The organism is Streptomyces sp. NPDC018029 (assembly GCF_044327655.1).
In the GTDB taxonomy this organism is placed as follows: Bacteria; Actinomycetota; Actinomycetes; order Streptomycetales; family Streptomycetaceae; genus Streptomyces.
In genome coordinates, this window is record NZ_JBIRFV010000009.1 from 397,582 (window position 1) to 424,238 (window position 26,657).

The 26,657-nt window shown below is 70.2% G+C and carries 28 protein-coding genes; 16 read left to right on the forward strand and 12 right to left on the reverse strand.

Annotated features, from left to right (window positions below; translation table 11 throughout):
* Positions 1-40: 40 nt before the first annotated feature.
* From tyrS to ACH4D5_RS28310, 3 genes are all read right to left on the reverse strand, one after another.
* Positions 41-1,309, reverse strand: coding sequence for a tyrosine--tRNA ligase (gene tyrS, locus ACH4D5_RS28300; RefSeq protein ID WP_398307745.1), 1,269 nt, complete (start codon positions 1,307-1,309; stop codon positions 41-43).
* 78 nt (positions 1,310-1,387) lie between these two features.
* On the reverse strand, positions 1,388-2,782 hold the full coding sequence (locus ACH4D5_RS28305; RefSeq protein ID WP_398307747.1) for a metallopeptidase TldD-related protein: 1,395 nt from the start codon (positions 2,780-2,782) through the stop codon (positions 1,388-1,390).
* Positions 2,779-4,302: a TldD/PmbA family protein gene (locus ACH4D5_RS28310; protein WP_398307749.1), complete on the reverse strand. Its 1,524-nt coding sequence runs from the start codon at positions 4,300-4,302 to the stop codon at positions 2,779-2,781. The genes ACH4D5_RS28305 and ACH4D5_RS28310 overlap by 4 nt, the downstream gene beginning before the upstream one ends.
* Before the next feature lie 186 nt (positions 4,303-4,488).
* Here ACH4D5_RS28310 and fabG point away from each other — a divergent pair, with 186 nt between their 5' ends.
* From fabG to ACH4D5_RS28325, 3 genes are all read left to right on the forward strand, one after another.
* Positions 4,489-5,208 (forward strand): 3-oxoacyl-[acyl-carrier-protein] reductase, encoded by a 720-nt coding sequence (gene fabG, locus ACH4D5_RS28315; RefSeq protein WP_398307750.1) that lies wholly within the window; start codon positions 4,489-4,491, stop codon positions 5,206-5,208.
* Between the two features lie 4 nt (positions 5,209-5,212).
* On the forward strand, positions 5,213-5,983 hold the full coding sequence (gene fabI, locus ACH4D5_RS28320) for an enoyl-ACP reductase FabI (protein WP_362997048.1): 771 nt from the start codon (positions 5,213-5,215) through the stop codon (positions 5,981-5,983).
* A gap of 115 nt (positions 5,984-6,098) precedes the next feature.
* The gene (locus tag ACH4D5_RS28325; RefSeq protein WP_398307752.1) at positions 6,099-6,464 is read left to right on the forward strand and encodes a hypothetical protein; all 366 of its coding nucleotides are present in this window, start codon (positions 6,099-6,101) and stop codon (positions 6,462-6,464) included.
* 35 nt (positions 6,465-6,499) lie between these two features.
* On the opposite strand, the gene ACH4D5_RS28330 is transcribed toward ACH4D5_RS28325, so the two are convergent.
* On the reverse strand, positions 6,500-7,186 hold the full coding sequence (locus tag ACH4D5_RS28330; protein ID WP_398307754.1) for a FadR/GntR family transcriptional regulator: 687 nt from the start codon (positions 7,184-7,186) through the stop codon (positions 6,500-6,502).
* Positions 7,187-7,294: 108 nt separating this feature from the next.
* On the opposite strand from ACH4D5_RS28330, the gene ACH4D5_RS28335 reads away from it, so the two are divergent.
* From ACH4D5_RS28335 to ACH4D5_RS28350, 4 genes are all read left to right on the forward strand, one after another.
* Positions 7,295-8,608 (forward strand): CynX/NimT family MFS transporter, encoded by a 1,314-nt coding sequence (locus ACH4D5_RS28335; RefSeq protein ID WP_398307756.1) that lies wholly within the window; start codon positions 7,295-7,297, stop codon positions 8,606-8,608.
* A 111-nt stretch (positions 8,609-8,719) separates the two neighbouring features.
* A complete protein-coding gene (locus tag ACH4D5_RS28340; protein ID WP_107059069.1) occupies positions 8,720-8,836 on the forward strand; it encodes an SGM_5486 family transporter-associated protein in 117 nt (38 codons plus the stop codon).
* Positions 8,837-9,027: 191 nt separating this feature from the next.
* Entirely contained in the window at positions 9,028-9,243 is a 216-nt protein-coding gene (locus tag ACH4D5_RS28345; protein ID WP_398307758.1) for a hypothetical protein, read from the forward strand.
* A gap of 88 nt (positions 9,244-9,331) precedes the next feature.
* Entirely contained in the window at positions 9,332-9,850 is a 519-nt protein-coding gene (locus tag ACH4D5_RS28350; RefSeq protein WP_398307760.1) for a SixA phosphatase family protein, read from the forward strand.
* 131 nt (positions 9,851-9,981) lie between these two features.
* On the opposite strand, the gene serB is transcribed toward ACH4D5_RS28350, so the two are convergent.
* Both serB and ACH4D5_RS28360 read right to left on the reverse strand, forming a co-directional pair.
* On the reverse strand, positions 9,982-11,196 hold the full coding sequence (gene serB, locus ACH4D5_RS28355) for a phosphoserine phosphatase SerB (protein ID WP_398307762.1): 1,215 nt from the start codon (positions 11,194-11,196) through the stop codon (positions 9,982-9,984).
* Between the two features lie 449 nt (positions 11,197-11,645).
* On the reverse strand, positions 11,646-13,502 hold the full coding sequence (locus tag ACH4D5_RS28360) for a streptophobe family protein (RefSeq protein ID WP_398307764.1): 1,857 nt from the start codon (positions 13,500-13,502) through the stop codon (positions 11,646-11,648).
* A gap of 275 nt (positions 13,503-13,777) precedes the next feature.
* On the opposite strand from ACH4D5_RS28360, the gene ACH4D5_RS28365 reads away from it, so the two are divergent.
* Positions 13,778-16,357 (forward strand): FHA domain-containing protein, encoded by a 2,580-nt coding sequence (locus tag ACH4D5_RS28365; RefSeq protein WP_398307766.1) that lies wholly within the window; start codon positions 13,778-13,780, stop codon positions 16,355-16,357.
* 109 nt (positions 16,358-16,466) lie between these two features.
* Here the strand turns inward: ACH4D5_RS28365 and ACH4D5_RS28370 are convergent, their stop codons facing one another.
* On the reverse strand, positions 16,467-17,165 hold the full coding sequence (locus ACH4D5_RS28370; protein ID WP_398307768.1) for a transglycosylase SLT domain-containing protein: 699 nt from the start codon (positions 17,163-17,165) through the stop codon (positions 16,467-16,469).
* Between the two features lie 450 nt (positions 17,166-17,615).
* Here ACH4D5_RS28370 and ACH4D5_RS28375 point away from each other — a divergent pair, with 450 nt between their 5' ends.
* The 4 genes from ACH4D5_RS28375 to ACH4D5_RS28390 all read left to right on the forward strand — a co-directional run bounded on the left by ACH4D5_RS28375 (position 17,616) and on the right by ACH4D5_RS28390 (position 20,139).
* A complete protein-coding gene (locus tag ACH4D5_RS28375) occupies positions 17,616-18,761 on the forward strand; it encodes a GAF domain-containing sensor histidine kinase (protein WP_398307770.1) in 1,146 nt (381 codons plus the stop codon).
* Positions 18,754-19,416, forward strand: coding sequence for a response regulator (locus ACH4D5_RS28380; RefSeq protein WP_398307772.1), 663 nt, complete (start codon positions 18,754-18,756; stop codon positions 19,414-19,416). Before ACH4D5_RS28375 ends, ACH4D5_RS28380 begins: the two co-directional genes overlap by 8 nt.
* A 155-nt stretch (positions 19,417-19,571) precedes the next feature.
* Complete coding sequence (locus ACH4D5_RS28385) at positions 19,572-19,817, forward strand: chaplin (protein WP_398307774.1); 246 nt, start codon at positions 19,572-19,574, stop codon at positions 19,815-19,817.
* A 73-nt stretch (positions 19,818-19,890) separates the two neighbouring features.
* Positions 19,891-20,139 carry a chaplin gene (locus tag ACH4D5_RS28390; protein WP_398307775.1) on the forward strand — a complete coding sequence of 83 codons (249 nt, stop codon included), beginning with the start codon at positions 19,891-19,893 and terminating at the stop codon, positions 20,137-20,139.
* Between the two features lie 60 nt (positions 20,140-20,199).
* Here ACH4D5_RS28390 and ACH4D5_RS28395 read toward each other — a convergent pair whose 3' ends face one another.
* Positions 20,200-20,991 (reverse strand): hypothetical protein, encoded by a 792-nt coding sequence (locus ACH4D5_RS28395; protein ID WP_398307777.1) that lies wholly within the window; start codon positions 20,989-20,991, stop codon positions 20,200-20,202.
* 121 nt (positions 20,992-21,112) lie between these two features.
* On the opposite strand from ACH4D5_RS28395, the gene ACH4D5_RS28400 reads away from it, so the two are divergent.
* The 3 genes from ACH4D5_RS28400 (at position 21,113) to ACH4D5_RS28410 (ending at position 23,406) form a co-directional block, all read left to right on the forward strand.
* Positions 21,113-21,910 carry an ABC transporter ATP-binding protein gene (locus ACH4D5_RS28400; RefSeq protein ID WP_398307779.1) on the forward strand — a complete coding sequence of 266 codons (798 nt, stop codon included), beginning with the start codon at positions 21,113-21,115 and terminating at the stop codon, positions 21,908-21,910.
* A gap of 45 nt (positions 21,911-21,955) precedes the next feature.
* Complete coding sequence (locus tag ACH4D5_RS28405; RefSeq protein ID WP_398307781.1) at positions 21,956-22,384, forward strand: NfeD family protein; 429 nt, start codon at positions 21,956-21,958, stop codon at positions 22,382-22,384.
* An 80-nt stretch (positions 22,385-22,464) separates the two neighbouring features.
* Positions 22,465-23,406: an SPFH domain-containing protein gene (locus ACH4D5_RS28410; protein ID WP_398307783.1), complete on the forward strand. Its 942-nt coding sequence runs from the start codon at positions 22,465-22,467 to the stop codon at positions 23,404-23,406.
* Positions 23,407-23,416: 10 nt separating this feature from the next.
* Here ACH4D5_RS28410 and ACH4D5_RS28415 read toward each other — a convergent pair whose 3' ends face one another.
* The 3 genes from ACH4D5_RS28415 to ACH4D5_RS28425 all read right to left on the reverse strand — a co-directional run bounded on the left by ACH4D5_RS28415 (position 23,417) and on the right by ACH4D5_RS28425 (position 25,466).
* Entirely contained in the window at positions 23,417-23,929 is a 513-nt protein-coding gene (locus ACH4D5_RS28415; RefSeq protein ID WP_398307785.1) for an HNH endonuclease, read from the reverse strand.
* A gap of 166 nt (positions 23,930-24,095) precedes the next feature.
* Positions 24,096-24,635 carry a YbhB/YbcL family Raf kinase inhibitor-like protein gene (locus tag ACH4D5_RS28420; protein WP_398307787.1) on the reverse strand — a complete coding sequence of 180 codons (540 nt, stop codon included), beginning with the start codon at positions 24,633-24,635 and terminating at the stop codon, positions 24,096-24,098.
* Between the two features lie 48 nt (positions 24,636-24,683).
* Positions 24,684-25,466, reverse strand: a complete 783-nt coding sequence (locus ACH4D5_RS28425) for a sporulation protein (protein WP_398307789.1) — start codon at positions 25,464-25,466, stop codon at positions 24,684-24,686.
* Between the two features lie 162 nt (positions 25,467-25,628).
* Between ACH4D5_RS28425 and ACH4D5_RS28430 the strand changes: the two genes are divergently transcribed.
* A complete protein-coding gene (locus ACH4D5_RS28430; RefSeq protein ID WP_398307791.1) occupies positions 25,629-26,270 on the forward strand; it encodes a DNA-3-methyladenine glycosylase in 642 nt (213 codons plus the stop codon).
* 158 nt (positions 26,271-26,428) lie between these two features.
* On the opposite strand, the gene ACH4D5_RS28435 is transcribed toward ACH4D5_RS28430, so the two are convergent.
* Positions 26,429-26,657: hypothetical protein (locus tag ACH4D5_RS28435; RefSeq protein WP_392133596.1), on the reverse strand; the 229-nt coding region annotated here is incomplete at its 5' end.

The window sequence follows — 26,657 nt, forward strand, 5'->3', positions numbered from 1 at the left end:
GCGTGGTGCGGGCGTGCCGTGGTGCGGGCGTGCGGGCCGGTCAGCCCGCCGTGACCTCCACCGCGGCCAGGTTCTTCTTGCCGCGGCGCAGGACGAGCCACCGCCCGTGCAGCAGATCCTCGCGGGCCGGCACGGCGTCCTCAACGGCGACCTTCACGTTGTTCACGTAGGCACCGCCCTCCTTGACCGTGCGCCGGGCGGCGGACTTGCTCGCCACCAGACCGACCTCGGCGAGCAGGTCCACGACCGGACCGAGCTCGGCGACCTCGACGCGCGGCAGCTCGGAGAGAGCCGCGGCCAGCGTCGCCTCGTCCAGCTCGGCGAGCTCGCCCTGACCGAAGAGGGCCTTGGACGCGGCGATGACCGCGGCGCACTGGTCCGCGCCGTGCACCAGCGTGGTCAGCTCCTCGGCGAGCGCGCGCTGCGCGGCGCGCGCCTGCGGACGCTCCTCGGTCTGCTTCTCGATCTCCTCCAGCTCCTCGCGGGACTTGAAGGACAGGATCCGCATGTACGTCGAGATGTCCCGGTCGTCCGTGTTCAGCCAGAACTGGTAGAACGCGTACGGCGTCGTCATCGCCGGGTCGAGCCAGACCGCGCCGCCCTCGGACTTGCCGAACTTGGTGCCGTCCGACTTGAGCATCAGCGGCGTGCCCATGGCGTGCACCACGGCGTCCGGCTCCAGGCGGTGGATCAGGTCGATGCCCGCCGTGAGGTTGCCCCACTGGTCGCTGCCGCCGGTCTGCAGGGTGCAGCCGTACCGCCGGTAGAGCTCCAGGAAGTCCATGCCCTGGAGGAGCTGGTAGCTGAACTCCGTGTACGAGATGCCTTCCTGGGACTCCAGGCGGCGGGCCACGGAGTCCTTGGTCAGCATCTTGTTCACCCGGAAGTGCTTGCCGATGTCGCGCAGGAACTCGATCGCGGACAGGCCCGCGGTCCAGTCGAGGTTGTTCACCATCGTCGCGGCGTTCTCGCCCTCGAAGGACAGGTACGGCTCGATCTGCGAGCGCAGCCTGGCCACCCAGTTCGCGACCGTCTCCGGGTCGTTCAGCGTGCGCTCGGCGGTCGGCCGCGGGTCACCGATCTGGCCGGTCGCGCCGCCGACCAGCGCCAGCGGGCGGTGCCCCGCCTGCTGGAGCCGGCGGACGGTGAGGACCTGCACGAGGTGTCCCACGTGCAGGCTCGCCGCGGTCGGGTCGAAGCCGCAATAGAACGTGACGGGACCGTCCGCGAGCGCCTTGCGCAGTGCGTCTTCATCGGTGGACAGGGCGAAAAGCCCCCGCCACTTCAGCTCGTCGACGATGTCCGTCACGGGTCTCGCGTCTCCTTGGATGTGCTGATGGGATGCACTGAGTGCTGATGGGATGCACTGGGAGTGCAGTCTCCGAGGTTATACGCCCTGGCTGACCGAACTCATATTGAAATCCGGGACGCGCAGCGCGGGCATCGCGGCCCGGGTGAAGTAGTCGCCCCACTCGCGCGGCAGCGTCTTCTCCGTGCGGCCCGCCTCGGTGGCCCGGCCGAGGAGGTCCACGGGCGACTCGTTGAACCGGAAGTTGTTCACTTCGCCCACCACCTCGCCGTTCTCGACGAGGTACACGCCGTCCCTGGTAAGACCGGTGAGCAGCAGCGTCGCCGGGTCCACCTCACGGATGTACCAGAGGCAGGTCAGCAGCAGCCCGCGCTCGGTGGCCGCGACCATCTCGTCGAGCGAGCGGTCGCCGCCCCCGTCCAGGACGAGGTTGTCCACGGCCGGCGTCACCGGCAGCCCGGTCAGGCCCGCGCTGTGCCGGCTGGTCGCGAGGTGAGCGAGCTCACCGGCGCGGATCCACTCGGTGGCGGCCAGCGGCAGACCGTTGTCGAAGACGGAGGCGTCACCGCCCGAGGAGTGCGCGAGCACGAAAGGCGCCGACTCCAGACCCGGCTCGTACGGGTCGCTGCGCAGCGACAGCGGCAGCTCGGTGACGCGTTCGCCGAGGCGCGTGGCGCCGCCCGGCTTGGAGAACACCGTGCGGCCCTCGGCGGCGTCGCGGGCCGACGACGACCAGTACTGGTAGATCAGCAGGTCCGCGACGGCGGTGGGCGGCAGCAGCGTCTCGTACCGCCCTGCGGGCAGGTCGACGCGCCGCCGGGCCCAGTCGAGGCGCTGGGCGAGCTCCGCGTCGAGCGCCGCCGGGTCGACGTCCTTGAAGTCACGGGTGGCCCGCCCCGCCCACGCCGACTTGGTGCGGTCCGGTGACTTGGCGTTCAGTTCCAGCGTGCCGTTGGGCTGGTCGTGCCGCAGCCGCAGCCCCGTCGACGTACCGAGGTAGCTCGACACGAGCTCGTGGTTCGCGAAGCCGTACAGCTCGCGCCCGCCCGCACGGGCCCGTGCGAACGCCTCACCGAGCGCCGGAGCGAAGTCCGCGAAGACCGCGGACGAGGTCTCCACGGGCGCCTCGGTGAAGTCGGGGGACGCGGCGGTGCCGGTCACCAGCGGCTGCGCGTCCTCGGCGGGAGCCGCCCCGCGCGCCGCCTCCTCGGCGGCCCGCACCAGCGGCTCCAGGTCGTCGGCGGTCACGGCGGAGCGCGTCATGACACCGGACGCGGTGCCCTCCTTGCCGTCGACGGTCGCGATGACGGTGAGGGTGCGGCCGCGGGTGACGCCGTTGGTGGTCAGCGCGTTGCCCGCCCAGCGCAGGTTGGCCGTCGACTCCTCGTCGGCGATCACGACGCAGCCGTCGGCGGTGGACAGTTCGAGGGCGCGCTCGACGATCTCGTGCGGCTTGGTGGCGCTGCGGCTCATCGACCGGCCTCCTGCGTGGTGTTCAGAATGTTCACGCCCCGGAACAGGGCGGACGGGCAGCCGTGCGACACCGCGGCGACCTGGCCGGGCTGGGCCTTGCCGCAGTTGAAGGCGCCGCCGAGGACGTACGTCTGCGGGCCGCCGACCGCGGCCATCGAGCCCCAGAAGTCGGTGGTCGTCGCCTGGTAGGCGACGTCCCGCAGCTGCCCGGCGAGCCGCCCGTTCTCGATCTTGTAGAAGCGCTGCCCGGTGAACTGGAAGTTGTACCTCTGCATGTCGATCGACCACGACCGGTCGCCGACCACGTAGATGCCGCGGTCGACGCCCGCGATCAGGTCCTCCGTGGAGAGACCGCCCGGGTCCGGCTGGAGCGACACGTTCGCCATGCGCTGCACCGGCACGTGGCCGGGGGAGTCGGCGTACGCGCAGCCGTTGGAGCGTTCGAAGCCGGTGAGCTTCGCGATCCGCCGGTCCAGCTGGTAGCCGACGAGCGTGCCGTCCTTGATCAGGTCCCAGGACTGCGCGGCCACGCCCTCGTCGTCGTACCCGACGGTCGCGAGCCCGTGCTCGGCGGTCCTGTCACCCGTCACGTTCATCAGCGACGAGCCGTACGCGAGCTTGCCGAGCTGGTCGAAGGTGGCGAACGAGGTGCCCGCGTACGCCGCCTCGTAGCCGAGGGCGCGGTCCAGCTCGGTGGCGTGGCCGATGGACTCGTGGATCGTCAGCCAGAGGTTGGACGGGTCGACGACGAGGTCGTACGAACCCGCCTGGACGCTCGGCGCCCGCATCTTCTCCGCCAATTGCTCGGGGAGGCGCTCCAGCTCGCCCTGCCAGTCCCAGCCGGTCCCCGTGAGGTACTCCCAGCCGCGGCCGACCGGCGGCGCGATCGTCCGCATCGAGTCGAACTCGCCGGTCGAGCCGTCCACGGCCACCGCGGTCAGCTGCGGGTGCAGCCGCACGCGCTGCTGCGTGGTCACGGTGCCCGCCGTGTCCGCGTAGAACTTGTTCTCGTGCACGGTGAGCAGCGAGGCGTCGACGTGCGCGACCCCGTCGGCGGCGAGCAGCCGCGCGCTCCAGTCGGCGAGCAGCCCCGCCTTCTCCTCGTCCGGCACGGAGAACGGATCGATCTCGTACGAGGACACCCACGTCCTGTCCGCGTGCACGGGCTCGTCCGCGAGCTCCACTCTCTCGTCGGACCCGGCGGCCTTGATGACCTGCGCCGACAGCTTCGCCATCGCCACGGCCCGCGACGCGACCCGCGCCGCCGCGTCCATCGTCATGTCCACACCCGAGGCGAAGCCCCAGGTGCCGCCGTGCACCACACGGACCGCGTACCCGAGGTCCGTCGAGTCGGAGGTGCCGGACGGCCTGGCGTCGCGCAGCTGCCAGGACGCGCTGCGCACCCGCTCCAGGCGGAAGTCCGCGTGGTCGGCGCCGAGCGCCCGCGCGCGGGCCAGCGCGGCGTCGGCGAGAGCCCGCAGCGGCAGCGCCGTGAAGGCTTCATCGATGGAATGAGGCACGGATGTCTCCCTGCTGTCGGCACCGGTCAGGTCCGATCATGTCGCGCACCACGGCCCGAGGGCCAGGGTTTTCTGTAGGGACCCGACAGCGACTCCTCCGAGCCACTGTCGGTCGTCGATTCTCCGTATCGCGGGAGGTACCGATAGGTTTTCGAGGTACCAGACCGCTATCGAAAGGGTGATCCGTTGAGCCGCTCGGTTCTCGTCACCGGAGGAAACCGGGGCATCGGCCTCGCCATCGCCAGCGCCTTCGCCGAGGCCGGCGACAAGGTCGCGATCACCTACCGCTCGGGCGAGCCGCCGAAGGTCCTCACCGACGCCGGCGTCCTCGCCGTCAAGTGCGACATCACCGACGCCGAGCAGGTGGAGCAGGCCTACAAGGAGATCGAGGAGAAGCACGGGAACGTCGAGGTCCTGGTCGCCAACGCCGGCATCACCAAGGACCAGCTCCTGATGCGCATGTCCGAGGAGGACTTCACGTCCGTCCTCGACACCAACCTCACCGGCACCTTCCGTGTCGTCAAGCGCGCCAACCGCGGCATGCTGCGCGCCAAGAAGGGCCGCGTCGTCCTCATCTCCTCCGTCGTCGGCCTGCTGGGCGGCGCGGGGCAGGCGAACTACGCCGCCTCCAAGGCCGGTCTGGTCGGTTTCGCCCGCTCGCTCGCCCGCGAGCTCGGTTCGCGCAACCTCACCTTCAACGTCGTCGCCCCCGGTTTTGTCGACACCGACATGACCAAGGTGCTGACGGACGAGCAGCGCGAGGGCATCGTCTCTCAGGTGCCGCTCGGCCGTTACGCGCAGCCCGAGGAGATCGCCGCCGCGGTGAAGTTCCTCGCGTCCGACGACGCCTCGTACATCACTGGAGCCGTCATCCCCGTTGACGGCGGATTGGGCATGGGTCACTGATCACATGAGCGGAATTCTCGACGGCAAGCGCATCCTCATCACGGGTGTGCTGATGGAGTCCTCCATCGCCTTCCACGCGGCGAAGGTCGCTCAGGAGCAGGGCGCGGAGGTCATCCTGACCGCCTTCCCGCGGCCCACCCTCACCGAGCGCATCGCCAAGAAGCTCCCCAAGCCCGCCAAGGTCATCGAGCTCGACGTGACCAACCAGGAGCACCTCGACCGCCTCGAGGGCCTGGTGCGCGAGGAGCTCGGCGGCCTCGACGGCGTCGTCCACTCCATCGGCTTCGCCCCGCAGGACGCCCTCGGCGGCAACTTCCTGAACACGCCGTTCGAGTCGGTGGCCACGGCCATGCACGTCTCGGCGTACTCCCTGAAGTCGCTGACCATGGCCTGCCTGCCGCTCATGCCGGAGGAGGGCGGCTCGGTCGTCGGCCTGACCTTCGACGCGCAGTTCGCCTGGCCGCAGTACGACTGGATGGGCCCGGCCAAGGCCGCCCTGGAGGCCACCAGCCGCTACCTCGCGCGCGACCTCGGCTCCCGCGACATCCGCTGCAACCTCATCTCCGCGGGTCCGCTCGGCTCCATGGCCGCCAAGTCCATCCCGGGCTTCTCGGACCTCGCGAAGGTGTGGGACACCCGCTCCCCGCTGAACTGGGACATGGCCGACCCGGAGCCCGCGGGCCGCGGCATCGTCGCCCTGCTCTCGGACTTCTTCCCGAAGACCACCGGTGAGATCATCCACGTCGACGGCGGCGTGCACATGATGGGCGCCTGACCAGGTCGTACGTACGTTTTCGAGGCCCCGTCCCCCGCAGCGCGCGGGCGGCGGGGCCTCACCCGTTCGGCCCCCCGGCCGGGCGCCCCGGGGAGAGTGCCGCGCACTCTGAAGTGTGCGTCTCTCCGGTGTGGTGCCCGTGGCTCTCGCTCTGGCGGTCGTCGCGCCGAGCGCCGCGCCGCCACAACCGCCGCGCGCGGGCGCGGGCGCGGACGGGCAGGCGGACGTGCGGGCGGAGAAGCCGGGGCCGCGCCCCTTCGGCTCGGAGTGCCGCACCGGCGTCGTCGGCTCCCACGTCGTCGCGCACTGCCACAACCCCTACCCCGAGACCGACCGGGTCCGCCTCCACGTGGAGTGCTACCGGTGGTGGGACATCGACACCGACTCGCGCCCCGTCGAGGCCGGACCCGCGATGACGGTGCGCCTGACCGGACGGTGCTGGAAAGAGGTCCGCGCGGTCTGGGTCAGCCACGAGAAGTGAACCGCTGCGTCGGCCGCGAGAGGTGAGCCGCGCCGTCAGCCGCCGGAAGCGAGCCGCTCCGGACGGCACATGAAGGGGTAGCCCGCCGCCTCCGAAGCGGCGGCCTCCACGTCGCCCGCGCGGATCGCGTCCACCAGGCGGGCGTGGTCCATGTGGGACTCCGGGGTCAGCTCCTCGCCGATGTCCTCGCGCAGCCAGTCCCGCAGCACCTCGCCGAGGTCCGCGTACATCGCCATCATGACGTCGTTGTGCGACGCGGCGACGACGGCCATGTGGAACGTCGCGTCCGCCGTCACGAACGCCTCCGCGTCCCCGGACGCCCAGACCTCCTCGCGGCGTGCCAGCAGCGCGTCGAGCTGCTTGAGGTCGCGCTCGGTGCGGCGCTCCGCGGCGAGCTTCGCGGCACTGGACTCCAGCGTGCTGCGCAGCTCGGCGATGTGCCGAGGGTCCGCGTCGGCGAACCGGCGCTGCATCACGCCCGCGAGCTCGCTCGTCGCGACCACGTAGGTCCCCGAGCCCTGCCTGATGTCGAGCAGGCCGTTGTGCGCGAGGGCGCGCACCGCCTCCCTGACCGTGTTCCTGGCCACGCCCAGCTGCTCGACCAGCTCGGGCTCGGTGGGGATACGGGAGCCGACCGGCCACTCGCCCGACGAGATCTGGTTGCGCAGCTCGGAGATGACCTGCTCCGAGAGCGCCGAACGGCGAGGGGTGGTCAGCGGCATGACGCTCCTTCGAGGGAGACCTGTGGGTGAGCAGTGTGAGCAGTGGTGTGAGCAGTGTGACGTAAACGGATTGGACAGCCAATCATCCCATGATTCTATGATGGCCCTATGGCTAGTGAGGAAACCGGGACGATGACGCCGACAGCAGCACCCCCGACACGCACGGGAGCGACCGAGAAACAGGCCCCCACGCGCGCGTGGGCGACGCGACTCGTCGTCGTGGGCATCGTCCTGGCGGCCATGAACCTCCGCCCCGCCATCACCAGCCTCGGCGCCCTCCTCGAAGAGGTGCGCGACGGCCTCGGCATGAGCGGCACCCTCGCGGGACTGCTCACCTCCGTGCCGCCGCTCTGCTTCGCGTTCTTCGGCGTGATGGCGCCCCGCCTGGCCCGGCGCTTCGGGCCGAGCGCGGTGGTGTGCGTCGGCATGGCCGCCATCGTTTCGGGCCTCGTGATCAGGCCCTTCATCGGCGGCACCGCGGGCTTCCTCGCGGGCACCGCGCTCGCCCTCGCGGGCATCGCCGTCAGCAACGTCCTGATGCCGGTCATCGTCAAGCGCTGGTTCCCCGACCGGGTCGGTTCCATGACCGGTCTCTACTCGATGGCCCTCGCGTTCGGCACCTCCATCGCGGCGGCCGCCACCGTGCCCCTCACCGACGGTCTCGGCGGACGCTGGCAGACCGGCCTCGCCGTGTGGGCGGTGCTCGCGGTGGTCGCCGTCGTGCCGTGGATCCCGCTCATCCGCGACCGGGGCACGGCCGCCACCGAGGCCCCGGAGCACATCAGTCCCGCCGTGCGCCAGGAGGACGCGGGGCTGCGCATCACCCACAGCCGCACCGCGTGGGCGCTCGCCGTCTTCTTCGGCCTGCAGGCCACGGCCGCGTACATCACGATGGGTTGGATGCCGCAGATCTTCCGCGACGCGGGCGTCCCCGCGGGCGAGGCCGGCGTGCTGCTCGCCGTCACGATGGCCATGGGCGTGCCCCTGGCGTTCGTCATTCCGAGGGTCGCCACGCGCCTGACCAACCAGGGCCCGGTCGTGATCTTCCTCGGAGCGTGCGGACTCGCCGGCTACGCGGGCCTCTACCTCGCCCCCGCCGGCGGCGCGTGGGCCTGGGCGCTGCTGCTCGGCGTCTCCAACTGCGCCTTCCCGCTCGCCCTCACGATGGTCGGGATGCGGGCCAAGAGCAGCGTCGGCGTGGCCAAGCTGTCCGCCTTCGCGCAGAGCACGGGCTATCTGATCTCGATCCCGGGACCGCTCCTCGTGGGCGTGCTCTACCAGCACAGCGGCGGCTGGGGGCTGCCGATCGCGCTCATGGCGGCCCTGATGGTGCCGCAGATCGTCATCGGTACGCTCGCGGGCCGCAACCGCACGGTCGAGGACGAGGTGGCGGCCAGGGCCGCCAGGGCCACGGCGGCCTGATCCCCGCAGGCGGGGGAGGGCCGCCCCCGCCTGTGAGGGTGGCCCGCCCCCGGCGGAGGGTGGCCCGACCCCGGCGGAGGGCGGGTGGGCAAAGGGTGCGAGACTGGCCGTATGCCTGTCCTCGACCCGAACCCCCAGAACGGCCAGAAGAAGCTGCTCATCGTGCTCGGCGCGATGCTGGCCATCACCGTGATCATCGGCATCATCGCCTCCATCGCCTCGCCGTGAGACCGGTGCCCACGACGGCCCGAACGGGCTCCGGCGGGGCGGATGGTGGGGCTAGCACCCCCATCCCCTAGGGGGTCAGTATCAGGGTCAAGTGGGTGGATCTCCGGATGGGTTGAGGGTCGCCGATCACCTAACTTCGAATTGTGACCGCGAAGACGCGGCACGGACCATTCGAAGACCACGGAGGCGGCATGTCGGCCCGATCGCACACCCGGCGCGACCCGGCCCAGTCGGGCAGCGTCGAGATCCAGCTCCCCTGGTGGGCCATCGCCCTCCCCGCCGTCGCCTTCGCGGCCCTGCTCCTGCTCATCCTGAATCCCGTGGACGCGCACGCGGCGACCGGCGAGCCGGCCGTCACACACCTCCTGGAGCGGATACGGACGCTGGTCCTGCGCACGGCCTCCTGACCCCTCCGCCACCGGGCCCGTCACCCGCGCCGGGGCACCACGCCAACTCCCTGCGCCCCATGGCACGTTTCATGCGAAGCTGGGATGCATGAGCGTCGCAGAACCCCGCAGGATTGTCCTCTTCCGGCATGCGAAGGCCGACTGGCCGCAGGTTTCCGACCACGAGCGGCCGCTCGCGGAGCGAGGCCGCCGGGACGCCCCCGTCGCCGGGCGCAAGCTGGCCGACAGCGGCATCACCTTCGACCAGGCCCTCTGCTCGACCGCCACCCGGACCCGCGAGACCTGGAAGCTCGCCGTCCAGGAGCTGCCGCAGCGGCCGAAGACCGTCTACGAGGAGCGGCTGTACGAAGCCTCTCCCGGCGAGCTGATCGCCGTGCTCAACGAAACCCCGGACGACGTGCAGAACCTCGTCCTGATCGGCCACAATCCCGGCGTGCAGGGCCTGGCCCACGTCCTCGCCGGGGAGGCCGAGGGCGACACCAGAACGCGGCTGGAGCGCCGGGGCTTCCCGACCGCGGCCTTCGCCGTCCTGACGTACTCCGGGTCGTGGAAGGCGCTCGAGCCGGGCGTGGCCACGCTCGTCGACTACTGGGCACCCTCCGAGTAGCCGCCTCCCCGTCCACCGTGAAGGGGCCCGGCACACAGTGGGTGCCGGGCCCCTTCGACATGGATGACAGGTAGGGGTACGTCTATAGGCGTACGTCTATCGGGTGCACGTCAGCCGTCCGCCCTCAGCTGTCAGTCCAGGTGCATGTCGGCCGCCTCGACCTCTTCCCGCGTGATTCCGAGGAGATAGAGGACGGTGTCCAGGAAGGGGACGTTCACCGCGGTGTGCGCGGCCTCGCGGACCACCGGCTTGGCGTTGAAGGCGACACCGAGCCCCGCCGCGTTCAGCATGTCGAGGTCGTTCGCGCCGTCACCGATCGCGACGGTCTGCTCCAGCGGCACCCCGGCCTCCGTGGCGAACCGGCGCAGCAGCCTGGCCTTGCCCGCGCGGTCGACGATCTCACCGGTGACCTTGCCGGTCAGCTTGCCGTCGACGATCTCCAGGGTGTTGGCCTGCGCGAAGTCGAGGCCGAGACGTTCCTTCAGATCGTCGGTGACCTGGGTGAACCCGCCCGATACGACGCCCACTTGATACCCGAGGCGCTTGAGCGTGCGGATGAGGGTGCGGGCGCCCGGCGTGAGCCGTACTTCCGAGCGGACCTTGTCGACGACCGACGCGTCGAGCCCCGCGAGCAGCGCCACGCGGGCGTGCAGCGACTGTTCGAAGTCCAGCTCGCCGCGCATCGCGGCCGCCGTCACCTCGGCGACCTCGGCCTCGCACCCGGCGTGCGCGGCGAAGAGCTCGATGACCTCGTCCTGGATGAGCGTCGAGTCGACGTCCATCACGACCAGGCGCTGGGCGCGGCGGTGCAGGCCCGCAGAGACGACCGCGACATCCACGCCGAGCTTCGCGGCCTCTATGGCGAGGGCCGTGCGCAGCGTCTCGGTCTCGGTGCCGGACACCGCGAACTCGACGGCGGTGACCGGGTACTTGGCGAGCCGGAAGATACGGTCGATGTTGCCGCCGGTGGCCGTTATCCGGGCGGCGATCGCGGCCGTCGACTCCGACGTCAGCGGGTGGCCGAGCACGGTCACGAGCGAACGCCCGAGGCCGCGCGGCCGGTTGTCGCCGATCCCCGAGATGATCTCGGCCTGCATCTTCATGGACTCCGCCCAGCTGTGGACGGTGGCCCGAAGGTCGCCCTCCAGGCCGGCGGGCGGCTCGGTCACGAGCGCGCACAGCACGATACGGCCACGGGTGACGACCTGCTCGATGTCGACGACGTCGACGGAGTAGGCGGCGAGGGTGTCGAAGAGGCCGGCGGTGATGCCGGGGCGGTCCTTGCCGAAGATCTTGACTAGAAGTGTCGGGATGTCGGCGGGCTGAGGGGGCTGTGAAGCACTCATGGTGATCCCTACGGTATCCGCCCTCTTCCGGCCCCCGCCCGCCCGGTCCGCCACCCGGACACCCCCACCCGGACGGCCCCCCTGCCTGCTGCTGGCCTGTCGATGGTCTGCCGTGGCCCGCTGGCTTGTCGGGGCTGATCCTGTCCCGCCGCTTCGCGGCGGATACCTCCCGCCCACCCACCCGTTCACCCCGCGACACCTCCGCACCGTAGGGCCCGAGCGCGGCTCACCCAGGAGCTCCCCTCTTCACAGGGCATGAGATTCGCCGAGGCAACGTCCGACGCCCGCCCCGTCGCCGTTGGAGGTGGGGTGCGGGTGGCGCCGGGTGTCCTGCGATCGCTTCCTCTAGGAGGAGGGCGGTGTGGCGAGGGGCGTTCGGCCCGATCCCGTTGTGGGCAGGCGGGCCGCGGGCGGCACGGGTGGGCACAACCCACGGTGCCGGGTGCGGGTTAGTTGGGCTTGTGTGGGGTTTTTGGGGGCGGTGGGGGAGGAGGAGGCGGTGGGGGCCAGTCGGTGGAGCGGGAGCGGCGGCGGGGCGGTGGAGGTGGGGGGACCATCGGGCCCATGACCGTCGGGGCGCCGGAGACGTCGTCGCGGGGCGCGGACGGCGGTGGACGTAGGTAGGGGTTCGTGTCCGGGTTCGGCGGTCGGTGCGGAGTGCCTGGGGTGTAAGGCCCGGCACCGGAAGTACCCGAAGTGCTGGAAGTACCCGAAGCGCCGGAAGCGCCGGAAGTGCCGGAAGTGGTCGACGGTCCGGTCGTCCTCGGCAGCGCCGAAGAGAGCGGGCCCCCCTGCGTCGACGCCAGCGCGAACCGCGACGCCCCACCCCCCGCCGCCCCCGCGGCCAGCGCGAGCAACGCCCCCGCCACCCCCGCCCCGAACCCCCACACCGCCCCCAGCAGCACCGCCATCCCGAGCCGCCCGTGCAGCTCGGCCCCCGCGCCGAACGCGTCGAAGCCGAACACGGAGAGCGAGGCGTCGGCGGAGACCTCGGACAGCCATGCCAAAAGGGGAAGCCCGACCGCCGTCACCACCCCGAGCCGCACCCCGCACAGGCCCACGAACCCCGGAGCGGACGTCTTGGCGCGCACCTCGCCCACCTCGGATGCACCAGTTGCAATCCCCACGCCAGCTACACCGCGTACAGCATCTACACCCCGTATATCCCGTATATAAGGAGTCCGCACCGCCGTCAGCACTCCCGCGAACACCATCGTCACCGCCGCCGCCACGCCCAACAACCAGACCCTGTCGTCCAGTTCCGCGAGCCGCCCGAGTGTGAGCGCCTTGTCGGACGGGCCCGTCAGGAGGTCGTCCACCGGGTCCGGCAGGAACCGGCGGAGCTCACCCGTCGCCGTGCCGTCCCACGGCACGAAGAGACCGACGGACAGGCCGAGCCACACGCCGTTCGGCGCCCCGAGCAGTGCGGCGCCGGCGATTCGCTCGGGGTGGTCGTCGCCGACCATCGCGTACGCCGCCGCGGCGAACCCCGCCGCGACCGCCACCAGCACCACCGTGACCAGCGCGGAGACGGCCGGCCGCACCACCCGGTGCAGTCCGCCGAGGGCACGCGGCAGCGGTGTGCGCCGCGACGCGAGCAGCGCGACGAGCAGGACGCCGGTCACCCAGACCGCCCCACCGAGCAGCGTCGGCCCGGTGTCCACGGTGAAGCCGACCGAGGCCTCCGCCTCGACCAGGTCACCGAGCCGGTCGGGGAGGAGCCCGCCGATGTCGTCCCCGATCCCGCCGGGCAGCTTGTCGCCGATACCGTCCGGCAGCCCGTCGATGCCCTCCTCGATCCCCTTGTCGATGCCGAGCTGCTTGCCGTCGATCGTGATGACGTCGTGCCCCGCCCAGGCGAGCCCCGCGAGCATCGCGACGAAGAGGGCGACCACCGCGGCCGCACGCGCGGCGAGCTCGCCGGGGGCGATGACGGCCCCCGCGGCGCGCAAGGAGCGCAGGAAGAAGTGGGCGAGGAACAGCGCGCCGACCAAACCCACACCGAGTGGCGCAATATCGACTGTTGTGGTCGCCTCGGCGCCGTCCAGGCCGAACGCCGACACGTCACCGGACGGTGTGACCGAACCTCCCGCACCCAGCGCGACGGTCGCCGCCGTCATCGGCCCGAGCGCGGCGATCGCGTCCGCGCCGAGCAGATGAAGACCGAGCGCGGCCGTCCCCGCCATGCCGACCAGCGCCCAACTGACCGCGGCGATCGCGGAGAGCAGCACGTCACCCCACCGCACACCCCGGCTCTCGCCTCGATGACCGCCTCGGTGATCGCCTTTGTGATCGTCGGCCTGCATCAGGACCCCCCGGACCGCGGCGCGTTGCCCTGAATGCACTTAATGCTCTCAATGAGCATGATCCGTATGCACTGATGGGCACTGATGGGCGCTTCCTATGCTCCGGGCCGATTTCTTCCCCGTCAACGGGGCAACCCGTCACGCCCGTACGCAGTCTTCACAAGGCCCGACTTTCGGTCAGAGCCCTCCTCCTGAAATAGTTCCTCCCGATGTTCGACATCCCTAGACTCCCCACCGATGGGGGCTAGCTCGGGGGACAACTCAGTGGGGCTGGAGTGCCGGAACTCGTACTGGAATTGAATGGCAGGACCTGGACGCTGGACGCGTCCAGGCCGTACACCCTCGGACGTGATCCGCAGGGGGATATCTCGCTCGACGACGCCAGGGTCTCCTGGCGGCACGCGACGATCAGCTGGAACGGGCGCAGCTGGGTCATCGAGGACCACGGCAGCACCAATGGCACCTTCGTACAGGGCCAGCGGATCCACCAGATGGAAATCGGCCCCGGTTCGGCCGTGTACCTCGGCAACGCGACCGACGGTCCGCGGGTGAACGTGTCCGGCGGCGCCCCGGGCGCGGCCGCCGCGGCCGCCGTCTCGGCACCGCAGCAGCACGCCCAGCAGCAGGCCCCGTACCAGGCGCCGCAGCAGGGCTGGCAGCAGCCACCGCAGCAACAGCAGCAACCGCAACAGCACCAGCAGCACCACCAGCCCCAGCAACAACAACACCAGCCGCCGCAGCAGCAGCAACCGCACGTGCCCCAGCAGCAAGGCGGCCCGTCCGAGCAGTACGCGCAGAAGACTCCCGGTACCGGCGGTGTCGCGGGGGCCCCGCCGGTCTACGGCGACCGCAGCCCGACGACGTTCCACCAGCTGGCACTCGGCCGCAAGATGCGCATCGGCCGTGCCCTGGAGAACGAGCTCGTCGTCTCCGACCTGCAGGTCTCGCGCCACCACGCCGAGTTCACCGCGACGCCCGACGGCCGCTTCGAGCTCCACGACCTCGGCTCGCACAACGGCACGTACGTCAACGGCCAGCCGATCGCGAAGTCCTCGACGGTCCTCATCGGCCCGAACGACATCGTCGGCGTCGGCCACTCGACCTTCCGCCTCGTCGGCGGACAGCTCGAGGAGTTCGTCGACACCGGTGACGTCTCCTTCTCGGCCCGCCACCTCACGGTCACGGTCGACGGCGGCAAGCAGATCCTCAAGGACGTCTCCTTCGGCGTCCCGGAGAAGTCGCTCATCGCGGTCATCGGACCCTCGGGTTCCGGCAAGTCCACCCTGCTCAAGGCGCTCACCGGCTACCGGCCCGCCAACCAGGGCGACGTCCTCTACGACAACCGGAACCTCTACAAGCAGTTCGCCGAGCTGCGGCAGCGCATCGGTCTGGTCCCGCAGGACGACATCCTGCACAAGGAACTGACCGTCAAGAAGGCCCTCAAGTACGCGGCCAAGCTGCGCTTCCCGGCCGACACCACGGAGGCCGAGCGCGAGTCCCGCATCGACGAGGTGCTGCGTGAGCTCAAGCTGGACATCCACAAGGAGAAGAAGGTCACCTCCCTCTCCGGTGGCCAGCGCAAGCGCGTGTCGGTCGCCCTGGAGCTGCTGACCAAGCCCTCGCTGATCTTCCTGGACGAGCCGACCTCCGGCCTCGACCCGGGCATGGACCGCGACGTCATGCAGCTGCTCCGCGGCCTCGCCGACGACGGCCGCACGGTCCTCGTCGTGACGCACTCGGTCGCCGAGCTGGCGATCTGCGACAAGCTCCTGGTGATGGCGCCGGGCGGTTCGGTGGCGTACTTCGGCCCGCCCGAGGAAGCCCTGAACTTCTTCGGCTACAGCACCTGGGCCGACGTCTTCTCCGCCTTCGAGAACTACCGCGACTACGACTGGGCGGGCCGCTGGAAGGGCTCGCAGCACTACCAGATGTACGCCGCGGACATCGACGCCGTCGCCGCGCAGTCCGTACAGATGCCGCCGCCCCAGGCGGTGAAGCCGCCGAAGCCGCAGGGCTGGGGATCGCAGCTGTGGACCCTGATCCGCCGCTACACCTCGGTGATCGCCTCCGACAAGGGCTTCATGGGCCTGATGGTGATCCTGCCCGCGGTCCTCGGCATCGTCAGCGTCGTGATCCCGGCCGACTTCGGCCTCGCCCCGCCGAAACCGCCGGTCAAGTTCAACGGCGACGCGGGCACGATCATGCTCATCCTCGCGGTCGGCATGTGCTTCTCGGGCGCGGCCAACTCCGTACGTGAGCTGATCAAGGAACGGGTCATCTACGAACGGGAACGGGCCACCGGCCTCTCCCGCTCGGCGTACCTGATGTCGAAGGTCATCGTCCTCGGCGTCATCACGGCCATCCAGGGCGTCATCATCTGCGCCATCGGCTTCGCCCCGCGTGAGCTGCCGGAGGAAGGCCTGATCATGCCGCCGGCGGCGGAGATCTGCCTGACGATCATCGCGCTCGGCTTCACCTCGATGATGTTCGGCCTCGTCATCTCCTCGCTGGTGAAGACCGCCGAGAAGACCATGCCGCTCCTGGTCATGTTCGCGATCGTCCAGGTCGTGTTCACCGGCGTCCTCTTCCAGGTCTACGGCTCGCCCGGCCTGGAGCAGTTCGCCTGGCTGATGCCGTCCCGCTGGGCCATCGCCGGCGCGGGCGCCACCCTCGACCTGGCGCACCTGATGCCGCCGTGGGACCCGAAGAACCCGAACGACCTGGACCCGCTGTGGGAGCACTCGGCGAGCCAGTGGGGCATCAACATCACCATCCTGCTCGCGCTCGGCGTCATCTGCGGCATCGCGGTCGCGCGCCTGCTGCGCCGCCACGAGCCGGAGGTCATGCGCAAGTAAGCACGTCCGTGCGTACGAGAAGGGCGGCACCCCGTGCGGGGTGCCGCCCTTCGGCGTCTTGAGAACCTCATCTTCGGCTGAAGAGGTCCAGTGATCAGGCGATCAAGGCTCAGTAGGCGCCGTTCACGTTGTCCATCGAGCCGTACCGGTCGGCGGCGTAGTTGGCCGCGGCCGTGATGTTGGCGACCGGGTCGTAGATGTTCGTGGAGGTGCCCTCGACGTGGTACGCGTCGAACGTCGGCTTGATGACCTGGAGCAGGCCGATCGACGGGGTGCCGTTGATGGCGTTGATGTCCCAGCCGTTCACGGCCTGCGGGTTGCCCGCCGACTCACGGATGATGTTGCGGTGCAGGCCCTCGTACGAGCCGGGGATGCCCTTGGCCTTCATGATGTCCAGGGACTGGCGGATCCAGCCGTCGAGGTTGTTGGCGTAGACGGGCTTGCGGGCGGCGGCGCGGCTCGCGGCCTCCTTGGCCTTGCGCTCGTCCTCGGCCTTCTTCTTCGCGGCGGCCTCGTCGGCGGCCTTCTTGTCGGCGGCGGCCTTCGCGGCGGTGTCCTTGGCCTTCTTGTCGGCGCTGCTGTGCTGCTTGATGACACCGGCGCGGACGGCCTGCTCGGCCTCGACGTTCTGCTTGAAGGCCACCGGGGCGGCATCGAGGCTCTGGGTCTTGGTTCCCGCGTCGGCGCTGCCCGGCACGAGGGAGAACGCGAGGGCAGCGGCGCCGAGCGTGGCGACACCGGCGATCGAGAACTTCTGGGCCTTGGTCACGGTGGAACGACTATGACCAGGGGTGCTGTGCATGGACATGCGAGTTGGACCTCTTCGAATAGCGGAGGTCGCTCCGGCCGGCGGGGACATGGTGCATTCCGGCAAAACGCCGCGGTCGGGGAGACCGCGGCGCCGAGCGACGAGAGCAATTCTTAGCGGCCGCAAAAATGTGTGGCAAAGGTGTGACGTACGATGCCGGGTAGTGGATCAGGGGGTACACAGACTCCCAATTCGGGCACCTACCCCGTTCGCGTAAAGGGATTCCTCATCCACTAGGGGTCTTCGTACGTGATGTGCGTCCTATGCGCGGCCTCACATCAGCGACGTAACGGTCTCACCAGGAGTTGCCGCCGCAACGCTCTCAGTGAGGGGCCTCATCCGGGAGTAGGAGATGGGCTCGCCGGACCACGGACCTAGGCCCCAGGACCTAGGCGGGGGCCTCCACTGGTCGGATACGCACTGTCACACCCCGCCGCTACGGTTGTGACCATGAGTCAAGGACCCCGATCCGGCCTGACCGCGGTGAGTTCCGCGCTCCTCGCCATGAGCAGGCACTTGGAGGTGCGTGACGTCCTCAAGACGATCGTCGCCTCGGCCCGCGAGCTGCTCGACGCGGAGTACGCCGCGCTCGGAGTCCCCGACGACCACGGCGGCTTCGCCCAGTTCGTCGTCGACGGCGTCAGCGACGACCAGTGGAAGGCCATCGGCCCCCTGCCCCGGCAGCACGGCATCCTCGCCTCGATGCTCCAGAAGGGCGAGACCGTCCGGCTCGGCGACGTGCGCGAGGACCCGCGCTTCGGAGGCTGGCCCTCCGCCCACCCGGACATGTCCGACTTCCTCGGCGTGCCCATCCACTCCGACGGCGAGACGCTCGGCGCGCTCTTCCTCGCCAACAAGAACTGCCCCAAGCCCCAAGGCGGTTGCGGCTTCACCGAGGACGACGCGGAGCTCCTCGCCATCCTCGCCCAGCACGCCGCCATCGCCCTCACCAACGCCCGGCTGTACGAGCGCAGCCGCGAGCTGACCATCGCCGAGGAGCGCTCGCGCCTCGCCCACGAACTGCACGACGCGGTGAGCCAGAAGCTCTTCTCGCTGCGCCTGACGGCCCAGGCGGCGGCCGCCCTGGTGGACCGCGACCCGTCCCGCGCCAAGGGCGAGCTGCAGCAGGTGGCGGTGCTCGCGGCCGAGGCGGCGGACGAGCTGCGCGCGGCCGTCGTAGAGCTGCGCCCCGCCGCCCTCGACGAGGACGGCCTGGTGGCCACCCTGCGCACCCACACGCATGTCCTGGACCGCGCGCACTCCGCGCACGTCACCTTCGAGAGCAACGGCGTGCGGGCGCTGCCCGCCTCGCAGGAGGAAGCCATGCTGCGGGTCGCCCAGGAGGCCCTGCACAACGCGCTGCGTCACTCCGGGGCGGAGCACGTCGCCGTGCTGCTGGACAAGCGCGGCACCGGAGCCGTCCTGCGCGTCGTCGACGACGGTTCGGGCTTCGACCCGCAGTCGACCCGGCGCGCGGGGCGGCACCTGGGCCTGGTCTCCATGCGGGACCGGGCGAGCGGGGTCGGCGGACGGCTGACCGTGGAATCGGAGCCCGGCAAGGGCACGACGATCGAGATGGAGGTTCCCGGTGGCTGACGCCGCGCTCAACACGAAGACAGGGATCCGGGTGCTGCTGGTCGACGACCACCAGGTGGTCCGCCGCGGTCTGCGCACATTCCTGGAGATCCAGGAGGACATCGACGTCGTCGGCGAGGCGTCGGACGGCGCCGAAGGAGTCGCCCAGGCCGAGGAGCTGAAGCCGGACGTCGTCCTGATGGACGTCAAGATGCCCGGCATGGACGGCGTCGAGGCACTGCGCAAGCTCCGCGAGCTGGCCAACCCCGCGCGCGTGCTCGTCGTCACCAGCTTCACCGAGCAGCGCACGGTCGTCCCGGCCCTGCGCGCCGGCGCCGCGGGCTATGTGTACAAGGACATCGACCCGGACGCCCTCGCCGGCGCCATCCGCTCCGTGCACGCCGGGCACGTCCTGCTCCAGCCGGAGGTGGCGGGCGCACTGCTCTCGCAGGAGGAGACGGGCGGCGGGCAGGGCAGGGGCGGCTCCCTCACCGAGCGCGAGCGCGAGGTCCTCGGCCTGATCGCCGACGGCCGTTCGAACCGCGAGATCGCCCGCGCCCTCGTCCTCTCCGAGAAGACCGTCAAGACCCACGTTTCGAACATCCTGATGAAACTGGACCTGGCCGACCGCACCCAGGCCGCGCTCTGGGCCGTGCGGCACGGCGTGACCGGCTGAGCAGCCGATGGGCCCGGAGGGGCCGTCGACTTCCGGTCTGAGATTCATACCGTCGTGTGGATGTCCCCCGGATGGCGTATCCCCGGGGGAGTCCGGGCGTTCTCCAGTGCGTGCTGCGGCGGCTGGCCGCAGCTTCTGCCCAGGAGGATGTAGAAGTGAAGAACCTGAAGAAGGCCGCTGCTGTCACGATGGTGGCCGGTGGCCTGGTTGCGGCCGGCGCCGGCATGGCCTCCGCCCACGGCGGCGCGCAGGCCGACGGTGTCGCGAAGAACTCCCCCGGCGTCCTCTCGGGCAACCTGGTCCAGGCCCCGGTCCACGTCCCTGTGAACGTCTGCGGCAACACCGTCACCGTCATCGGCGGCCTCAACCCGGTGTTCGGCAACGTCTGCAAGAACCTCTGATCGCATCCTGCGAGCCGCACATCCCGCGACCCCGCCACCGGGGTCGCTCATGACAGCAGGAGGAGCACGTCCCATGAACAGCATCGCCAAGAAGGCCGCCCTGGCCGTCGTCACCGCAGGCCTCGCCGCGGGCGCGTCCGCCGGAGCCGCGTCCGCCGCCACGGACGCCCAGGCCAACGGCGTCGCGAAGAACTCCCCGGGCGTCGGCTCCGGCAACCTCGTCCAGGTGCCGGTCCACGTCCCGGTCAACGCCACCGGCAACAGCGTGAACGTCATCGGTGTCCTCAACCCGGCGTTCGCCAACCACACGGTGAACCACTGAGGCGCAAGCCCCGGCACGGGCCCCGCGGACCGAGCAGGTCCGCGGGGCCCGCGTCATCGCTCAGCGCCCGCCGTCCCGCTCTCGCTCCTCGACATACGAGTTGAACGCCGCGACCTGCGCCCGCCGCGCCGTCCGCTCCACGGGACGCAGCGCCTGAACCCGCGCGGCCATCTCCGAAGCGCTCACGGCCCCGCCATGCCCGTTCTCGTACGCCAGCGAGATCAGCAGACCGACCCGCTGCGCCAGCTCCAGAACCCGGACCGCCCGCGGCGGATAACCCGGCGCGAGCAGCTCGCGCCCCCGCTCCGCCCGCGCCCGGTACGCGTCGAGCGCCGCCTCCGCGACCGGCCCCGACCCCGCCACATCGAGCCGGGACAGCACCTGCGTCGCCTCCCGCAGCGCCTCCGCGAGCTCCCGCTCCGCCTCGCCCAGCGAGGGCACATCGGCGGGCGGCGCCTCCCGCACGGGCAGGCAGTGCCAGACGACCTCCACATGGACGTCGCCGTCGGGCCCCGCCTCGTACACCTCGGGAACGAGCCCGTACGGCGCGCCGAAACCGACGACCGCCTCCTCCGCCTCCAGTGCGCGCGCGTTGAACTCGGGCGGCCCGCTCAGCCCGAGCGGATGCCCCGGCGCGGGCAGCGCCACCCGCAGACCGGTCACCCCCAGCGTCCGCAGCCGCCCCATGGCGAGCGTGAGCCCGACCGGGCCCGACTCGCCGGGAAGTCCTTCGACCCGGTGCACCGCGTCCTCGCCGACCATCGCGAGCACCGCGTCATCCGGGGAAACAAGTCCGGCCAATAGGGCATTTCCCCATGCGGCCAGGCGTCCTGAGCGTGGTTCCGAGAGCATGCACACAGCCTAAGGACCGGCCTCACGACAGGAACGGTCGGCCGGTGGCGTAGGTTTTATCCGGGGGCCGCGTCCACAGGCGCGAGCGACGACCGAGACTGCAATGGGAGACAGCGCGCTCATGAGCGATGTACTGGAGCTTGAGGACGTATCTGTGGTCCGCGAGGGCCGGGCTCTGGTGGACCAGGTCTCCTGGTCGGTCAAGGAGGGGGAGCGCTGGGTCATCCTCGGCCCGAACGGCGCCGGCAAGACCACCCTCCTCAATGTCGCGTCCAGCTACCTCTTCCCGAGCACCGGCACCGCCACCGTCCTCGGCGAGACCCTCGGCAAGCCCGGCACGGACGTCTTCGAGCTCCGCCCGCGCATCGGCATCGCCGGCATGGCCATGGCGGACAAGCTCCCCAAGCGCCAGACCGTCCTCCAGACGGTCCTCACCGCCGCGTACGGCATGACCGCCGGCTGGCACGAGAACTACGAGGACGTCGACGAGCAGCGCGCCCGCGCCTTCCTCGACCGCCTCGGCATGAGCGAGTACCTCGACCGCAAGTTCGGCACGCTCTCCGAGGGCGAGCGCAAGCGCACCCTGATCGCCCGCGCCCTGATGACCGACCCCGAGCTGCTGCTCCTCGACGAGCCCGCCGCAGGACTCGACCTCGGCGGCCGCGAAGACCTCGTACGACGCCTCGGCCGCCTCGCCCGCGACCCGATCGCCCCCTCGATGATCATGGTCACGCACCACGTCGAGGAGATCGCCCCCGGCTTCACGCACGTCCTGATGGTCCGCCAGGGCAAGGTGCTCGCCGCGGGCCCCCTGGAGTTGGAGCTCACCTCCCGCAACCTCTCCCTCTGCTTCGGCCTCCCGCTGGTCGTCGAGCAGCGGAACGACCGCTGGACCGCCACGGGCCTTCCGCTCAGCTGATCGGCGCCCTGTCCCGGAAGGGACCCGCGGTCCTACCATGACCGGGTGGACATCGACGCATGGGTGTGGTGGCTGATCGGAGCCGCCGCGCTCGGAATCCCGCTCGTACTGACCGCGATGCCGGAGCTCGGCATGCTCGCCGTGGGCGCTGTCGCCGCCGCCGTGACCGCGGGCCTCGGCGGCGGCATGGTGCTGCAGGTCGTGGTCTTCGCCGCGGTCTCGGTCGCGCTCATCGCGGTCGTACGCCCCGTCGCGGCCCGGCACCGCTCCCAGCGGCCCGAACTGACCACGGGCGTAGAGGCGTTGAAGGGCAGAACGGCCGTCGTCCTGGAACGGGTCGACGGCTCCGGCGGCCGCATCAAGCTCGCGGGCGAGGTCTGGTCGGCCCGCGCACTCGACACGGACCGCGCCTTCGAAGCGGGCCAGGCCGTGGACGTCGTCGAGATCGACGGAGCGACGGCCGTCGTCATGTGAATGCCCCACGGGCCGGATGACGGTCTGACAGACTCGACCAGCAAGATCTTCGCCGAGGCAAGAGGGGTACGGGGAACACGATGAAACCAATCATCATCGTCCTGGTCATTCTGGTGGTGCTGGTCTTCATCGCCCTGATCAAGACCATCCAGGTCATCCCGCAGGCGAGCGCCGCCATCGTGGAGCGCTTCGGCCGCTACACCCGCACGTTGAACGCGGGTCTGAACATCGTCGTCCCGTTCATCGACTCGATCCGCAACCGCATCGACCTCCGTGAACAGGTCGTCCCCTTCCCGCCCCAGCCGGTGATCACCCAGGACAACCTCGTGGTGAACATCGACACCGTCATCTACTACCAGGTGACCGACGCCCGGGCCGCGACCTACGAAGTCGCCAGCTACATCCAGGCGATCGAGCAGCTCACCGTCACCACCCTGCGCAACATCATCGGTGGCATGGACCTGGAGCGGACCCTGACCTCCCGCGAGGAGATCAACGCGGCCCTGCGCGGCGTCCTCGACGAGGCCACCGGCAAGTGGGGCATCCGCGTCAACCGCGTCGAGCTCAAGGCGATCGAGCCGCCGACCTCCATTCAGGACTCGATGGAGAAGCAGATGCGCGCCGACCGCGACAAGCGCGCCGCGATCCTCCAGGCCGAAGGTGTCCGGCAGTCGGAGATCCTCCGCGCCGAAGGTGAGAAGCAGTCCGCGATCCTGCGCGCCGAAGGTGAGGCCAAGGCCGCGGCCCTGCGCGCCGAGGGCGAGGCCCAGGCGATCCGCACGGTCTTCGAGTCCATCCACGCCGGCGACCCGGACCAGAAGCTCCTCTCGTACCAGTACCTCCAGATGCTGCCGAAGATCGCCGAGGGCGACGCCAACAAGCTCTGGATCGTGCCCAGCGAGATCGGCGACGCCCTCAAGGGCCTCGGCGGCGCACTCGGCAACTTCGGCCCGCTGGGCGGAGGCGGCGGCTCGGTGCCCGCGCAGGGCAAGGAGCGCCGCGAACAGCCGCCGATCGACTGACGGGGGAGCGCTAGGCCGCAGGCGCGGGCTGCGCCAGCCACTCCGGCAGCGAGGCCAACTCCTCCCGTCCGAGCGCGAGCAACATCGCGTCGGCGGGCGTCGGCTCGAACGGCTGCCGGAGCAACGGCATACCGGCCTCCTCCGGAGTCCGGTTCGCCTTGCGGTGATTGTCCATCGCGCACGACGCCACCGTGTTCAGCCAGGAGTCGGCGCCGCCCTGCGACCGCGGGACCACGTGGTCCACCGTCGTGGCGCGCCTGCCGCAGTACGCGCACCGGTGCTGGTCCCGCACCAGCACACCCCGCCGCGACCATGGAGCCTGTCTTCGGAACGGCACCCGCACGTATCTGCAGAGTCGGATGACGCGGGGCACGGGAATGTCGATGGCCGCCGCGCGCACGCGCAGTCCGGGGTGGGCGTGCTCGACCACGGCCTTGTCCTGGAGCACCAGAACGACGGCTCGGTTGAGCGACACCGTCGAGAGCGGCTCGAAGCTCGCGTTCAGCACCAGCGTGTCCCGCATCAACCTGCCCACCTCCCGTATGCACCGGCCCACCGCCTGGCGGGCTGGGATCAACTCTGGCCGGGCACGCCGAGATGGACAACGCAATAAAAAATGCCCGCCTCTGATCACTTCCATGACCAGAGGCGGGCAAACAATCGGTGAACGCTCAGTATCTGAGGGTCACTCAGCTCTCCGCGGGAGCCGCGTACTCCGCGATCACCTGAGCACGCGCCAGCGTGTGGAACCGGAGGTTGAAGCCCACGACCGCGGGCGTGGCGTCCGAGTCGGGACCCAGCTTCTCCTGGTCCACCGCGTACACGGTGAACACATAGCGGTGCGCCGGGTCGCCGGGCGGCGGGGCCGCACCCACGAACTCCTTAGCCCCGTAGTCGTTGCGCACCTGCACGGCACCCTCGGGCAGTCCCTCGAACTTGCCGCTGCCCGCGCCACTCGGCAGCTCGGTCACCGAGACCGGGATGTCGAAGACGGTCCAGTGCCAGAACCCGCTCCCCGTGGGGGCGTCCGGGTCGAAGCACGTCACGGCGAAGCTCTTGGTCTCCGGCGGGAAGCCCTCCCACCGCAGCTGCGGCGAGGTGTTCCCGGCCGCCTGGACCTGAGCGTCCTTAAGGACCGCACCCGGCTCGAAGTCCTCGCTCACGACCGTGAACGACGGCACGGACGGATGGAAGTCATGGGGAAGCGGCGGCCTCTTGAGCTCGGTCACGTAGGCACCTCCTGGTTGATTGCTGGTCCTCGCTGATCCTCTCCGAGCCTAGAACCAGTTGCGCTTGCTGCCGACCTGGGACAGCCACTCGTTCAGGTACGCCGCCCAGTCGGTGCCGTGGAAGTCGTTCAGCCCGACCTTGAAGGAACGGAACGAGTCGCTGCTCTCGCTGAACAGACCCGGCTTCTTGTCCATCTCCAGGACGACGTCCATCTCGCGGTCGTCGGCGACGAAGCTCAGCTCGACCTGGTTGAGCCCGCGGTACTGCTGCGGCGGGTAGAACTCGATCTCCTGGTAGAACGGCAGCTTCTGCCGCGTGCCGCGGATGTGACCGCGCTCCATGTCCGCGTTCTTGAAGCGGAAGCCGAGCTGGATGAAGGCGTCCAGGATGGCCTGCTGCGCCGGCAGCGGGTGGACGATGATCGGGTCCAGGTCGCTCGAGTCCACGGCGCGCGCGATCTCCAGCTCGGTGGTCACACCGATGTCCATGCCGCGCAGCTGCTGCCCGTCGATGCTCGTGACCGGGGTCTCCCAGGGGATCTCCAGGCTGAACTGCACGGCGTGCACCTGGTTGGCCTGAAGCGTGAAGGCGCCACCGAGCCGCTGCTTGATGAACTCGATGTCCTGCTTGGTCTCCTGGTCGTTGCCCTCGACCTCGACCCGGGCCTGCAGACCGACGGAGAGCCCCTCGATCTCCTGGTCCACGGACCCGCCCTGGATCCGCACCTCACCCTGGACCACGCCGCCCGGGACCACGTTGACCTCGGTCAGCACGGTCTCCACCGAGGCACCGCCGGCCCCGAGACTCGCGAGCAGCTTCTTGAACCCCATGACACTCCATCCCCGGGCCGCCGCCCGTGGCTCGTCCCGACTTGAATACTTGATCGATAGAAACGCGAGAGAACCGTGTGCGGTTCCGCCCCACCACCCTGGCAACCGGGCGGCCCGAGGACCACCCGTGAACCAGAACCATGTGCAGTACGCTCGTACGGCATGATCGCGAGCCCTGACCGTACGCCTCTCACCCGAGACTTCTTCGACCGCCCGGTCCTGGAGGTCGCCCCGGACCTGCTCGGCCGCATCCTCGTGCGCGACTCGGCGGCAGGACCGATCGAAGTCCGCCTGACAGAGGTCGAGGCCTACGCGGGAGAGGTCGACCCCGGCTCCCATGCGTACCGCGGCCGCACCGCCCGAAACAGCGTGATGTTCGGCCGGCCAGGACACATGTACGTCTACTTCACCTACGGCATGTGGCACTGCATGAACCTGGTGTGCGGCCCCGAGGGCATGGCGGGCGCGGTCCTGCTGCGCGCGGGAGAGATCACGAAGGGCGTGGAAGTGGCCCGAGAGCGTCGACTCTCGGCCCGTAACGACAAGGAACTGGCCAAAGGCCCCGCACGCCTGGCCACCGCTCTTGACGTGGACCGCCGGCTGGACGGCGCCGACGTCTGCGGGGACCCGTCCTCCCCCTTCTCTGTACTGACCGGCACCCCGGTCACGTCCGACCAGGTCAGCAGCGGACCGCGCACAGGAGTCGCGGGCGAAGGCGGCGTCCACCCGTGGCGCTTCTGGGTGGCCAACGACCCTACGGTGAGCCCTTATCGGGCCCATACGCCCCGACGCCGCCGGACTTGACGCAGGATCGGCGCCTCCGTAAGGTGGTCCGAGTCGCTTGAACCGGGTACGGCAGTCTGCCAGCAGCCGGAAGCGACCAACCACTACCTGACGACTTCCCCTCAGCGGGGTCTTATTTCGCATGCCTGCATGCCGGAATTCGAACTCGCGAGACTCGATTATGAGTTGCGGAGGGAATCCGCTAAAGTAGTGAACACGCCGAAAGGCAAAGGCCCTCCAACGGCCACCGGAAATGAAATCCGAACCGGGAACGGAACGGAAAACGGATCTGGTAAGGTTGGAAACACGAAATACCGAAGGGAAGCGCCCGGAGGAAAGCCCGAGAGGGTGAGTACAAAGGAAGCGTCCGTTCCTTGAGAACTCAACAGCGTGCCAAAAGTCAACGCC